The organism is Sulfitobacter noctilucae, assembly GCF_000622365.1.
GTDB lineage: Bacteria > Pseudomonadota > Alphaproteobacteria > Rhodobacterales > Rhodobacteraceae > Sulfitobacter > Sulfitobacter noctilucae.
In genome coordinates this window covers 320034-333999 of record NZ_JASC01000014.1, presented here as the reverse complement: position 1 = coordinate 333999, position 13966 = coordinate 320034, and the positions used below count along the sequence as shown (strand labels likewise).

Sequence of the window (13966 nt, the reverse complement as noted above, 5' to 3'; positions counted from 1 at the left end):
CTGTCACCGAGCAAGCAGGGCATTCGCAGCCAAGCATTGTTTTGATTGAACTTTCGGCTGCGCGAGAACCAGTGGTGCGGGCGGTGGGACTCGAACCCACACGGGGCTACGCCCCAACAGATTTTAAGTCTGGTATGTCTACCATTCCATCACGCCCGCATCTGGAATGCACCTAAACCGAAGGCACGGGCGGTGTAAATGGAAAGTCGCAGACATGGGAAAAGAAGGCCAGACTCGCCGGATCGGGATGTTCAGATGCGCGACCGTCCCTGATGCCGCTGGTCGCAAAACTTGATTTTCTCCCGTTTATGGTGTAATTGCGGGCATTATTCCTTTTTCTTTTTTTATCGGCATACTCATGTGGACAAGCATCAGGACCGCCCAGGGCGATACAATCGAAACCCTCGCGAAAACACACAAGATCAAGAAGCCGCAATTGATCTGGACCTTTGGCGACAACAAGAAACTTCAGCGCAAATATGACAAGAACGGTGCCTTCGCGAAGGGTGACGTTCTTTCATTCCCCGATCCCAAGGCCAAGGTCGGAGTGGTACAACACAAGGGCAAGACCGTCCTTATTTCGCAAAGCGACTACGAGGCGCTCTTGAAGCATACCAAGACGACCATGATCGCTATGGCCGGGGAAATCGAACGCGCCTACGACAAGACTGCACACCGCCATGAGCTTCAGGACGAGGTCAACGACAAACACTGGATCGCGGCGGGCATTACCGGCATCACACTCAGCACCCCTGCCCCTACTGCTTCGAAGCTGAAGGCGAAAACCGCAACCAAGCTGGCAAAGATAAATGCCGAAAAGGGCGATACCGCCGCTTTTGTCAAAAACGCCGGCATTGCCGAAAAGGAAATCAACAAATACAGAGACAAGCTTCACAAATGGATTGATGAAATCACCGGCAATGCGGGCTCGATCGGCGACGCTTTCGCAATCACCCGTGATGCGAGCTTCATCGCTCTGGGTGTCATGGGCGGTGTGGCCCTCGCACCCGCTTATGGCGCTGTGCTGGCGGGGGGCGTGGCAGGCGGCGGTGCTGCCTTCGTCAAATCCTATTCAACCGAGATCGGGCGCTGGACGGGCGGAGAAAAGGTCGGCGACGGCGACTCTTGGGCGCGGGTATCCAAGGATACGGCCGAAGGTCTGGGCATCGGGATGCTGGGCAGCGGCCTTGCTAGCAAGGTAACAACAAACGTCGCGGGCAGGATTGCGATAGGGACCCCGTCGAAACAATTGATGAAGTACGGCTCGTCAGAGCTGGATAAGTTCTACGCCGATCTGACCAAAGATGTGCAAAAGAACGGAGAGCAGAACGCGAAAGCGATCAATACCCTTTTGAAGACCCGCAAGAGTACGGATGAAAAGGCGATCCTGTCGGTACTGAAAAAGACATCTCAAAGTGAACGTGAAAAGATGATCAAGGCGGCGGTCGAAAAATTCACATCGAAAAAGCTCAAGAATACCACGTTCAAGGGCAAGGTGGATGCCGAGAAACTCTCTAAAGAGTTTGCTGACGACTTTCTCTCAAGCAAGGAATTCGACGCGGTGGGCAAGAAACTTCTCAAAGCAAAAAAAGACGCGCTAGAAACCGAAGTCAGCGTCCATCTCAACAAGAAAGCCGCTGCTTTGGGCCTGCCGCTGCCCTGATACAGGCCCGGGTGCCTCTTGCGCCTCTGCGATCTATAATTCCTCGACCGGCAGACCCAGTGGCCCGCAATCAGCCTTTCCACATTTCACCCGATACCCCTCTGCCGTCGCTCAAGTCTGATCAGCCAGTACCATTTCCTTGACCGCTTCCATCGCGACATAGGTCGATGTGTTGGCGACATGCGGCAAGGACGAAATCGTCTCGCCAAGAAAGCGACGATAGGCGGTCATGTCACGGGTGCGGATCTTGAGCAGATAATCAAAGTGGCTGGCGATCATATGCGCTTGCTCAATCTCGGGCACCTTTGCCACAGCAGTGTTAAAAGCGCGCAGTGCTTTTTCGCGGGTATCGTTGAGGCGCACTTCGACGAAGGCGACATGATCCAGACCCAGCCGGATCGGATCAAGCAACGCACGGTAGCCCAGAATGACGCCTTGTTCCTCCAGCCGGCGCAACCGCGCCTGGGTCGGAGATTTGGACAAACCGATGCGTTTTGCCAGATCGGTGATGCTGATCCTGCCGTCTTCGGCCAGCACAGAAAGAATCGATGCGTCGAAGCGATCAAGGTCCGGCTGTCCAGATTTCATTAAAATCTCCCCTAAACGTATCGTTTGGACTTCGGTTTAGGCAAACATAAGGCAGAACGTCTTTTCACGCTAGAATATAGTAAGTGTTGTTCCTGATGGAGAATCCCATGGCTTATGACACCCCCCCGACCCTGCGGCACGAAATCGACGCGGGCATGTACGCCGACCCCGAAGCTACATTGGACAAGCTGGTCACTGACGCCAAGCTGCCTGCCGATGACCGCGCCGCCATTTCCGCAAATGCGGCCGATCTGGTCCGCGCCATTCGCGGCACGACGCAACCGGGGCTTATGGAAGTCTTTCTTGCCGAATACGGTCTGTCCACTGATGAAGGTGTGGCACTGATGTGTCTGGCCGAGGCGCTTTTGCGGGTACCCGACGCTGATACCATCGACGCGCTGATCGAAGACAAGATCGCGCCCTCCGATTGGGGCCGCCACATGGGCCACTCCACCTCTTCGCTGGTAAATGCCTCCACTTGGGCGTTGATGTTGACGGGCCGGGTGCTGGACGATGATCAACCCAGCCCGGTGCGCCATCTGCGTGCCGCGATCAAGCGTTTGGGCGAACCGGTGATCCGCACTGCGGTCAGCCGCGCAATGAAAGAGATGGGCCGCCAGTTCGTTCTGGGTGAAGACATCAACGCCGCCATGAAACGCGCTGCGGGGATGGAGAAAAAGGGCTTTACCTACAGTTACGACATGCTCGGCGAAGCGGCCCGCACCGAAGCGGACGCGAAACGCTATCACCTGAGCTATTCACGCGCCATTTCGGCCATTGCAACGGCCTGCACAGACAGCGACATCCGCAAGAACCCCGGTATCTCGGTCAAGCTTTCGGCGCTGCATCCACGCTATGAAGTGGCGCAGGAAGACTCTGTCATGACAGAGCTGGTCCCACGTTTACGGGCGCTGTGCTTGCTGGCGAAATCTGCGGGCATGGGTCTGAATGTCGACGCAGAAGAGGCCGACCGTCTTGCCCTTTCCCTTGAGGTTATCGACCGCGTCATGTCAGAGCCAGCACTGGCAGGCTGGGATGGTTTCGGCGTTGTGGTACAGGCCTTCGGTCCCCGCGCCGCGACGGTCATCGACGCGCTTTATGATATGGCAAATCGCTATGACCGCAAAATCATGGTGCGGCTGGTCAAAGGTGCCTATTGGGACACGGAGATCAAGCGCGCTCAGGTTGAGGGGGTTGAAGGCTTTCCGGTGTTCACCCAGAAGGCCGCGACCGACGTCAGCTATATCTCCAACGCGCGGCGGCTGTTGGGCATGACCGACCGCATCTATCCGCAGTTCGCCACCCACAACGCCCACACGGTCGCTGCGGTTCTACATATGGGTGCGGATAAAGAAACCTATGAATTCCAGCGTCTGCACGGCATGGGCGAGACGTTGCACACCATTGTAATGAAAGAGCACGGCAGCCGCTGTCGCATCTACGCGCCTGTTGGCGCACACAAGGATCTGCTCGCCTATCTGGTGCGCCGCCTGTTGGAAAACGGCGCGAACTCCAGCTTTGTGAACCAGATCGTAGACGAAAATGTGCCGCCCGAAGTCGTGGCCGCCGACCCCTTTGAACAGCTGGGTCAGCCCACCAATCAAAGCATCGCCACAGGACCGGAGGTCTTCGCCCCTGTCCGCGCAAACGCGCGTGGGTTCGACCTGACCCACACTCAGTCATTGGACGAGGTGAATACCGCGCGGGACGCCTTTAAGGATCACAAATGGGAAGCGGCACCGCTGCTTGCCGGCAAAGCCCAGCCCGAAGCGGCGGTAGATGTGGCAAACCCCGCTGATCCTGCACAGTCTCCGGGCACCGTGCGCAATGCGTCATCTGCTGATGTGGCGACGGCTCTTGATAACGCTGCACCCTGGGTCGCCCCCTTGTCAGAGCGGCGTCAGGTGCTGCTGAAAGCAGCTGACATCTTTGAGGAAAACTTCGGCGAGATATTTGCGATCCTCGCCCGCGAGGCGGGCAAAGGTCTCCCGGATTGTGTGGCCGAACTGCGCGAAGGCGTGGATTTCCTGCGCTACTACGCCGCCCAGGCCACCGGAGAGCCGCCAGCCGGTATCTTTACCTGCATTTCGCCGTGGAACTTCCCGATGGCGATCTTTGTGGGCCAGATTTCCGCAGCGCTTGCCGCTGGCAACGCGGTGCTGGCTAAACCAGCCGAGCAAACACCGCTTGTCGCACATCTATGCGTAAAGCTGCTGCACAAGGCTGGCGTCCCCGCCGCCGCGCTGCAATTGCTGCCGGGGGGTGGTGACGTTGGTGCGGCGCTGACAGGCGACAAGCGCATCAATGGTGTGGCCTTCACCGGCTCTACCGCCACAGCCCAGCGCATCCGCGCAAACATGGCCGAGCATTGCGCCCCCGGCACGCCGCTGATTGCGGAGACCGGCGGATTGAACGCGATGATCGTCGATTCAACCGCGCTGCCCGAACAGGCCGTGCAGGCCATCGTTGAATCCGCCTTTCAGTCCGCGGGTCAGCGGTGTTCCGCGCTGCGTTGCCTTTATGTGCAGGAAGATATCGCCGACGATTTGCAGAAGATGCTGATCGGCGCGATGGAAGCGCTCAACATCGGCAACCCATGGGAGCTGAGCACCGACGTTGGCCCGGTCATCGACGAAGCTGCGGCCAAGATTATCACCGATCACGTCGAAGCCGCCCGCGCCGAAGGGCGTCTGGTGGCAGAATTGAAAACGCCCGAAACGGGGACTTTCGTGGCACCTGCGATCCTCAAGGTGAAGGGCATCAGCGATATGACCCGCGAAATCTTCGGGCCGATCCTGCATGTCGCGACCTTCAAATCGCATCAGCTGGATGACGTGATCGACGCGATCAACGCCACCGGATATGGGCTGACCTTTGGCTTGCACACGCGCATTGACGATCGGGTACAGCATGTGTCCGAGCGGATCGAGGCGGGCAATATATATGTCAACCGCAACCAGATCGGTGCCATCGTGGGCAGCCAGCCTTTCGGCGGTGAAGGTCTGTCGGGCACAGGTCCCAAGGCGGGCGGGCCGAACTATCTGCCGCGCTTTTCGGCACCTGATGTGCAAATTGTCGATGCAGCATGGGACAAACCGCAGTCCGATCTGCCTGCGCTGCCCGAACACGGCGACTACCGCGTGATCGAAACGCTTTCGATGCCTGGCCCAACCGGCGAATCGAACCGGCTCAGCACCCTGCCCCGCGCCGCACTTTTGTGCATGGGGCCGGGCAAAGAGGCGGCCGCCGCTCAGGTCCGCGCTGTTGAAGCGCTGGGCGGTGTTGCCCTTGCAGCTGAGGGCCAGATTGATCCTGCAGCACTGGCAGACGGCCCCGACTATGGCGGCGTGCTGTGGTGGGGCGATGCTGACACGGGCCGCGCGATCGAAACGGCATTGGCGACGCGCAAAGGCATGATCATTCCGCTGATCTGTGGCCTACCCGATCCCGCGCGGGTGCGTGCGGAACGTCACGTCTGTGTAGATACCACCGCATCGGGTGGCAATGCGGCCCTCTTGGGCGCGGCTAGCTAAGACAACTTGGCGCGGCGGGGCCTCTTGACCCCGCCCGTCCAATCGCCCAGCGTGGCGACATATGTTTCCCATCCGCGATCATAATCCGTCGGGCCGCGTGCCCTATATTACCTATGCGCTGATGGCGCTGAACATCGGTATATTCCTTTGCTATTTGCCGATCCTTAGCGACGACCAAGCCCTTTATGCGTTTTACAATGCCTACGCGCTGGTGCCCGCCCGCATCGAGGCGGGACAGGGGTATTACGGGCTGGGCACCTCCATGTTCCTGCACGGCGGCTGGATGCACCTCGCAGGTAACATGTTGTTTTTGTATATTTACGGCGACAACATCGAGGACGAGATGGGCCACGTTCCCTATCTGCTGTTCTACCTTGCCGCTGGCATCGCTGCGGGCCTCACGCAAGTCGCATTCGAGCCTTCGTCTCGTGTGCCGATGGTCGGCGCGTCGGGGGCCATCGCGGGGGTCATGGGGGCCTATCTGCTGCTATTCCCCAAGGCCAAGGTTGATGTGTTGATCATCTTCATCGTGTTTTTCCGCATCTTCCCGCTGCCCGCCTGGATCCTGCTGGCCTTGTGGTTCGGGATGCAGTTTTTGGGCGGCATCGGGTCTGACCCCAACGCCGGCGGGGTCGCCTATTGGGCGCATGCAGGTGGTTTTGTAGCCGGAGTGTTGGGCGCGATCCCGGTCTGGCTCAAGCGCGGCGGTGTCGGGTTCTGGCGGCGCACGGACGGTCATCCACCGCATCCCGATGCGACCTACCCCGCTTTGCGCGCCAGTGGCATCCCAAAGGTCAAACGCAAATAAGCGCCCCGGTGGACATCATGGCAAGCTGTCACTGCGGGACTGTGCATTAAACGGCAACCCTTCCCTACGGCTTTGACGACATCGCGCGGTGCACCTGTTCGTTTTGCGCCCGCAGGCAGGCGGCAGCGGTCACGGCGACAACCGCGTCTGTCAACGTCACTCAGGGAGCTGGCAATCCAAGCCTTTACACATGGGGTACGCAGACCGCGCAGCATTATTTCTGCAAGACCTGTGGCATCTACATGCATCACCAGCGCCGCTCGGACCCTGCGCAATGCGGCATCAATCTGGGATGTATCGCGGGCGCGCACCCGTGGGAGCATGATCCGATCCGCTGGACAGATGGCATCAACCACAGTTCGGATCAGTAAAGATCAGCCGCGCACAGCCTTGGCAAAGCTTGAGAAAATCGGCTCGTTCGCGCAGATGATCTGACCGTTGCCGATAATATCGCGGCCTTTCTGCAATGGCTCGACCAACCCGCCCGCTTCGCGCACGATGACCAGACCGGCGGCCAGATCCCATGCGTTCAAGCGCCGTTCCCAGAAACCATCGTAGCGACCGGCCCCGACATAGGCGAGATCAAGCGCGGCAGAACCCCAGCGCCGCACACCCGCGCAAACCGGCAAAAGCCGCGCCAGTTCCTGCAAAGTTTCAGGCAGATCGGCGCGTCCGCCAAAGGGCAGTCCCGTCGCAAAGATGCTCTCGATCATCCGGTTGCGGCCGGAGACACGCAGACGGCTTTCGTTCATCCAGGCACCCGCGCCCTTCTCGGCAAAGAATAATTCGTCCTTGGAGGGGTCATAGACCACGCCCGCCACCACATCGCCCTTATGCTCAAGCGCGATGGAGACCGCCCAATGCGGCAGGCCATGCAAAAAGTTCGTGGTGCCATCCAACGGATCCACGATCCAGCGGCGCGTGGGGTCCGCGCCTTCCTCGGCACCGCCCTCTTCGGCCAGCCAGCCATAAGTCGGGCGCGCGTTCATCAATTCGCTCTTGATGATCTGCTCGGCTGCAATGTCGGCTTTCGACACGAAATCCCCCGCGCCCTTGACCGAAACCTGAAGGTTCTCGACCTCGCGGAAATCCTTCATCAAAGCCCGCCCCGCCTTGCGCGCCGCTTTGATCATGATGTTAAGATTTGCACTGCCAACCATTGCCCAAGTTCCTTTGCCGCGAACAGTGCACCCTTTATGCCCCATCGCCGCAATTGCCAAGGGCTGCGTTTCGATGCGTGTGATCTGGCTTAATGATGCCGCAACACCGTGACGTCAGAACAGCTGGCACTTGTGCTTCGCCGTGATCTGGTCAGTCTAGGCGCAACGTAATCAGGAGGAGACACCGATGAGCACCGAGATGAAACAGATTGTTCTGGCCAGCCGACCCGACGGCGCGCCTACCCCGGAGAACTTTCGCCTTGAAACCGCTGCCATGCCGACCCCCGGCGAAGGCGAAGTCTTGGTTGAAGTGCAGTATATGTCGCTGGACCCCTATATGCGGGGCCGCATGGATGATGCGAAGTCCTACGCTGCCCCTGTGCCGATTGGCGGCAAGATGGAAGGTGGCAGCGCGGGAAAGGTGATTGCGTCGAACGCAGCAGACCTCAAGGAAGGTGACATGGTCTTTGGTCCTTTCGGTTGGGCCACCCATGCCGTGGCTGACGCCAAAATGTGCCGCAAACTGAACCCTGATCAGGCACCGATCACCACGTCACTGGGTGTGCTGGGCATGCCCGGGCTGACCGGTTGGCACGGGTTGATGGAATACGGCCGCCCTAAGGAAGGCGAGACGCTTGTCGTCGCCGCAGCCACCGGGCCCGTTGGGTCAATGGTCGGCCAGATCGCCAAGTCCAAAGGTCTGCGCGTTGTCGGGATCGCGGGGGGTGCGGACAAATGCAAAACCGCGGTTGATCACTTCGGTTTTGACGCATGCCTCGATCACCGCGCCTATGACGACGCCAAAGCATTGCGTGCCGCCCTGCAAGAAGCCTGCCCCAAGGGCATCGATATCTACTTCGAAAACGTCGGCGGCAAGGTGCTTGAGGCGGTGATCCCGATGATGAACCAGTTCGGCCGCATCCCGATCTGCGGCATGATCGCCTGGTATAACGAAGGTGGATTGGGCGAGAACGCAGGTGCAGGCATCACCGCCCCCAAGCTCTGGCGCACCATTCTGGTGAACTTCCTCAGCGTGAACGGCTTCATCATCTCGAACCACTGGAACCGCTTCCCAGAATTCCTCGCCGATGTTGCGCCGAAAGTCGCCAGTGGCGAGATCGCGGTGCAGGAAGACATCACCGAGGGGCTGGAGAACGCACCACAAGCCTTTATCGACCTGCTAACCGGCGGCAACACCGGCAAAGCGATTGTGAAGGTGTCGTAGAACCGTAGGGCGGAGACCTCTCCGTCAGAAGATACTCAAGGTGCCGTGATGATATAAATTTCATTCCGGGCCTTGGGGGTTTGAAGACTGCTCTGCGGCACGAAGCAGTCTTTGCCTTACTCGAAAAATGTGTCCGCCTTGAGTACGGTGCCAGCGCAGCGACAGGGTTTATAGGCTAGGAGCGGTCGCTAGCTGGATCTACAGGATGGTATTAATGTGGCGTAGTAGCCGCATGGTTCAGTCCGCTACGCTCCTTTATTTCCTGCTGCCTGCGGGGCACTATAGGCTGCTGAATGCGCACCTGGGCGAAAGGAATTTGATCCGGTTTTCTTGTTGATTGCCTCGGTTCGCAAATCGCGATGGCCAGCGATGCCAATGTTCAAGCCACAATGTTTCGCGTATGCTGCCGCGGGTTTGACTCAGAGCGAGAGACCCTTTTCCACCCCTCAAAAATCGATACGAAAAAATTTTGAACCGTGCGACGGAAAGCGTTTTGTTGTCCGTATCAGTAGGGACAAGAACAACAGGCGATACCTATCATGATGAAATCTTCAGCCAGCCTGACCGATTTGGCGTTGCCAAATGCGGCAGAATGACAAGCGGTATCGCGCTTCAGCTATCGTCTGGAAATCTCACCACAGAAGTGATGGTGCTCTGACGCATCACGACAACGAGCAAGAAACACTACAAACTGTCCGAAGGGACAGCGCCTCTAGGGAGCACCTTTGACCTTGAAAAATTCAGTTTTAGCCATTCTTTCACTTATCATTATCACGGGTGCTTATTGCATTGCTTTCGGGGTGCCCGGTCAAATTTCACAGATCTGGAGCGATGTGCCGGCCGAGACAGCCGATGCCCCTCATGCCGCGAAACGGGGGCAACGGGGACAAGGTCGGGCGACGACTGTGGTTCTGACGTCGCTGGAAGCCCGCGAATACACACTCGTTTTGCGGACCATTGGCAGTGCTGTCTCGCTCCACCGCACCGAAGTCACCGCGAGCGACGCAGGAGAAGTGGTCGAAACCGCGCTGCGTTCGAATGCGATGGTTAAAAAGGGCGCTGTCCTTTTGCGTCTGGACGATCGCACGGAACAATTGGCCCTCGAGATTGCTCATGCGAACCGCGATCAGGCGCAAGCCACAGTGACCCGCTATGAAGGGTTGCGCAGCAATGGCAATTCTGTCGTGACCGATGTGCAGCTGTCGGAGGCGCGCGTGGCGTTGCGTCTGGCCGAAACCAATGTCGGTCTTGCCAAAGTTGCGCTGGATGACCGCACGATCGTGGCACCGATATCCGGCCGGCTTGGACTTAGCGACGTCAGCGTGGGCGACCGCCTGTCAAGCGGGGAGTCGATCGTGACGATTGACGACACCACCAGCTTGCTCGCCACATTCGAGGTGCCGGAACGCTCCATTGGCCTTTTGGCTGAGGGCAAGCCGGTCCTCGTCTCGACGCCGACGTATGCGGGGCGTATTTTCGAGGGCAATATCACTGCGTTTGACAGTCGGCTCGACAGTGTGACCCGCAGCGCCACCGTACAGGCGGAGATCGAAAACCCTGATGGGTTGTTGCTGGCTGGCATGACCTTCGCCATCCGCATGACGGAGGAGACCGACCCCTTGCCCGTTGTGCCCGCGACGGCAATCACGTGGGATCGCACCGGTGCGGGCATCTGGATCGCCGAGAACGGCAGCACCCGCCGCGTCCCTGTCGCCATCCGCTACCGCGAAGGGGATCGGGTCTGGGTTGAAACAGATGCCCCGTTAGGCACCCAGATTGTAACCGAAGGCGCATCTAAGCTGCGCGAAGGGGCGCTCATCACAACGGCGCGCACCCGCAAAGGTCCGGACGCATGAGTTTCGAGAAAAGTGCACACAAAGCCGGGTTCGCCGATGTTTTCGTCGCGCGGCCGATCTTCGGGATCGTTTTGAACCTGCTTATCATCATCGCAGGTCTGGCGGCGTTCACCAGCGTTGATGTCCGTGAAATGCCGGACGTTGACAACCCCGTGATTTCTGTCAGGACCACATACGACGGTGCCGTGGCAAGCACGGTAGATACCGAAGTGACCCAGGTTCTGGAAGACGCGCTGAGCGCGCTTGACGGGATGTCTTTTATTGAGTCGACGTCCAGCACAGGGTCCAGCCGTATCACCATTGACCTGTCTGACGGGACGGATGTCAACGTCGCCGCCAATGAGGCGCGCGAGATCGTATCGGGTGCCTTGCGCTCCCTGCCTGATGATATCGAAGACCCCAGCGTCAGCAAAAGCGACAGTAACGCTGATGCGATCATCCGCCTTGCACTGCTGGGGGATGCAAGTCTCGACACGCTTACCCAGATCGCCGAAGGCGCGATCTACGAACGTCTGTCCCTGATCGACGGCATCGCCGAAGTGACCCTGCGCGGTGATCGTGCCAATGAATTCCGCGTGGCGGTGAACATACCGTCGCTGCTCAGCCGCGGTTTGACGATCTTTGACGTTTCTACCGCGCTTGCACAGTTGCGCGATGATACCGCCCTTGGGGCACTGTCGAGTGAGTCCCAGACCCTCTCGCTCCGGGTTGGCAACGAAGATGTCACGGTCGAAACCATCAACCAGTTGCCGATCAATGCCACAACCCAAGTTGCCGACATCGCCTTTGTCCAACTGATCCCCGAGGACACGAGTGTCTACACCCGCGTGAACGGTGAGACTGCTATCGGTCTCGACATTACGCGACAATCGGTTGGCAACACGTTAGAAATCTCGCGCGACGTAGCCATCGCCGTGGAAGAATTGCGCGATCAGCTCCCCGAGGGGGTGCAACTGCTGGTGACGTCAAACGACGGTATATTCATCGAAGGGTCAATCAATGAGGTTGTTAAATCCATCCTCATGGCGACCGGCATCGTGATTGTCGTCATCTTCCTTTTCCTGCGCTCCGTACGGGCGACCCTCATTCCTGCGGTCACAATCCCCGTAGCTTTGATCGGCACGCTCGCTGCGATCTGGCTTACGGGGTTTTCCGTCAATACGATCAGCTTGCTCGCCTTGGTTCTTGCAACCGGTATGGTGGTGGACGATGCAATCGTCGTGGTAGAAAACATCGTGCGCAAGCGCAAGTCGGGCATGGGCGCGTTTGCCGCCGCTGCATCCGGCACCAATGAAGTGTTCTTCGCCGTTATCTCGACGACAGCCACGCTCGCGGCGGTTTTCATTCCGATTTCTTTCCTGCCCGGTCAGGCAGGCGGTGTCTTTTCCGAATTCGGCTTTGTGCTGGCCTTCGCGGTCACCTTGTCCTCGATTACCGCATTGACGCTTGCGCCAGTCCTGTCGGCCCTTCTGGACCCCGGTAAGACGTTGAACAACGCCGAGCCGGCCGAACCCGGTGCCCTTTCACGCAGCTTTGACCGTGTCATGGATTTCGCGATCCGAACGCCCCTCCTGGTTCTGTCGGTCGCCATTGGTTTTGCCCTCATCGCCATGGGTGCTGCGATGACGTTGCCCTCTAGCGTGACCCCCGAAGAGGATCGTGGCTTCTTTCTTGTGCAGGCGCGCGGATCGTCGGACACGACGATCGACTATCTCGATACACAGGTTCTGCTGGTCGAGGATATTCTTGCGCCTTATCAGCAGAGCGGCCAGATCGAGACTGTGCAAAGCATCGTCGGTGTTGGTGGCGGCACCAGTGCCTTTACCGTCGTCCGCCTGCCAGACTGGACCGCGCGCGACTTTTCACAGCAAGAGTTGATTGCCCAGATCAGTGGCCAATTGGCCTCTGTCCCCGGCGTGCAGGTCAGCGCCCGCTCCACCAACAGCCTGAACATCCGCGGCGCGGGTGGGGGCTTGAGCTTTGCCGTGACGGGGACCAATCTCGAGAATATGACTCAAGCCGCCGCCGCCCTCGCCGCGGCGATGTCGCAGGATGCCACTTTCCTGAACCCGCAACTGTCAAACAACAGCGTCCTTGCCCAATTGGAAGTGACCGTTGACGCCGGTGCAGCGCGTGACATGGGGATCGACAGCGCGGATGTGACCAGCCTCGTGCGTGCGATGGTGCAAGGCGATGTGGCGGTCAGCGTCTTTTCCGATGAGGTTGAGATAGACGTCAATGTCGTGCCCGGCGGACCTCCGATCGATGATCCATCCGATATTGCGTCCGTGTCTATCCGCCTCGACAGCGGCGCCTATGTTCCGCTCTCTACCGTCGCGTCGCTCGACATGGTGGTGAGCGACGCCCAGATCGAACGTCTGGGCGGTGCCTTGTCAATCTCGTTGCAGGCAAACCTTGGAGAGGGTGTTGACCTTTCGACTGCGATGGACCGGGTGCTTTCGATATCCGACGAGGTCTTGCCCGACGGTATGGGAATCACCTTTACCGGAGAGGCCGCGACGCTCGACGATAGTCAAGGCGGCATTTACATGGTTTTCGGCGTGGCTTTGATTGTGGTGCTTTTGGTGCTGGCTGCCCAATTCGAGAGTTTTTCCAGCGCGGTGGTTATTATGATGACAGTGCCCTTTGGCCTTGCCGCAGCGGTGCTCGCCATCTCGATGACCGGTGGTTCGCTTAACTATTACAGCCAGATCGGTCTTGTCATGCTGATCGGGGTCATGGCCAAGAACGGCATCCTGATCGTCGAATTTGCCAACCAGTTGCGCGAAGCGGGCGAAGATATTGACACAGCCATTCGAAACGCACTGCGGCTGCGCATCCGGCCGGTGATGATGACAATGGTTTCCACAGTGTTCGGTGGCCTCCCCCTGATCCTGACGTCCGGTGCAGGGGCCGAGGCGCGCATTGCCGTAGGTTGGGTAATTGTCGGAGGCCTGGGTTTTGCAACCGTATTTACCTTGTTCCTCACGCCGATTTTCTACCGCTGGGTTGCAGTCTGGGGCACGGCCCCGGGTGCCGCAGCGCACAGGCTGCGCTCGGAAGTGAAGGAGACTGTCAACGCGTAGCTTCATGCTTTCCAAAGTTTCAGCGACGGAAATTCGCCGGGCCAATG

8 protein-coding genes, 1 tRNA gene and 1 pseudogene are annotated in these 13966 nt (G+C 58.8%); 7 read left to right on the top strand and 3 right to left on the bottom strand.

Translation table 11 applies throughout. The annotated features are described in order from the left end of the window. Window positions 1-72: 72 nt before the first annotated feature. Window positions 73-159: transfer RNA gene (locus Z945_RS0111790), tRNA-Leu, on the bottom strand. A gap of 199 nt (window positions 160-358) precedes the next feature. On the opposite strand from Z945_RS0111790, the gene Z945_RS0111785 reads away from it, so the two are divergent. Then, entirely contained in the window at window positions 359-1663 is a 1305-nt protein-coding gene (locus tag Z945_RS0111785; RefSeq protein WP_025052312.1) for a hypothetical protein, read from the top strand. 111 nt (window positions 1664-1774) lie between these two features. Here Z945_RS0111785 and Z945_RS0111780 read toward each other — a convergent pair whose 3' ends face one another. Further along, window positions 1775-2251 (bottom strand): Lrp/AsnC ligand binding domain-containing protein, encoded by a 477-nt coding sequence (locus tag Z945_RS0111780; protein ID WP_025052311.1) that lies wholly within the window; start codon window positions 2249-2251, stop codon window positions 1775-1777. A gap of 107 nt (window positions 2252-2358) precedes the next feature. On the opposite strand from Z945_RS0111780, the gene putA reads away from it, so the two are divergent. The 3 genes and pseudogenes from putA to Z945_RS19645 all read left to right on the top strand — a co-directional run bounded on the left by putA (window position 2359) and on the right by Z945_RS19645 (window position 6963). Next, the gene (putA, locus tag Z945_RS0111775; RefSeq protein ID WP_025052310.1) at window positions 2359-5784 is read left to right on the top strand and encodes a bifunctional proline dehydrogenase/L-glutamate gamma-semialdehyde dehydrogenase PutA; all 3426 of its coding nucleotides are present in this window, start codon (window positions 2359-2361) and stop codon (window positions 5782-5784) included. A 61-nt stretch (window positions 5785-5845) separates the two neighbouring features. After that, window positions 5846-6592 carry a rhomboid family intramembrane serine protease gene (locus Z945_RS0111770; RefSeq protein WP_025052309.1) on the top strand — a complete coding sequence of 249 codons (747 nt, stop codon included), beginning with the start codon at window positions 5846-5848 and terminating at the stop codon, window positions 6590-6592. Between the two features lie 17 nt (window positions 6593-6609). Beyond that, window positions 6610-6963 (top strand): annotated as a pseudogene (locus tag Z945_RS19645) (GFA family protein). 3 nt (window positions 6964-6966) lie between these two features. On the opposite strand, the gene Z945_RS0111760 reads toward Z945_RS19645, so the two are convergent. Further along, the gene (locus Z945_RS0111760; RefSeq protein WP_025052308.1) at window positions 6967-7752 is read right to left on the bottom strand and encodes an inositol monophosphatase family protein; all 786 of its coding nucleotides are present in this window, start codon (window positions 7750-7752) and stop codon (window positions 6967-6969) included. Window positions 7753-7939: 187 nt separating this feature from the next. Here Z945_RS0111760 and Z945_RS0111755 point away from each other — a divergent pair, with 187 nt between their 5' ends. From Z945_RS0111755 to Z945_RS0111745, 3 genes are all read left to right on the top strand, one after another. Continuing rightward, a complete protein-coding gene (locus tag Z945_RS0111755) occupies window positions 7940-8977 on the top strand; it encodes an NADP-dependent oxidoreductase (protein ID WP_025052307.1) in 1038 nt (345 codons plus the stop codon). Window positions 8978-9702: 725 nt separating this feature from the next. Next, window positions 9703-10833 carry an efflux RND transporter periplasmic adaptor subunit gene (locus tag Z945_RS0111750; protein WP_241434502.1) on the top strand — a complete coding sequence of 377 codons (1131 nt, stop codon included), beginning with the start codon at window positions 9703-9705 and terminating at the stop codon, window positions 10831-10833. Next, window positions 10830-13919 carry an efflux RND transporter permease subunit gene (locus tag Z945_RS0111745; protein WP_025052305.1) on the top strand — a complete coding sequence of 1030 codons (3090 nt, stop codon included), beginning with the start codon at window positions 10830-10832 and terminating at the stop codon, window positions 13917-13919. Before Z945_RS0111750 ends, Z945_RS0111745 begins: the two co-directional genes overlap by 4 nt. Window positions 13920-13966: the final 47 nt, after the last annotated feature.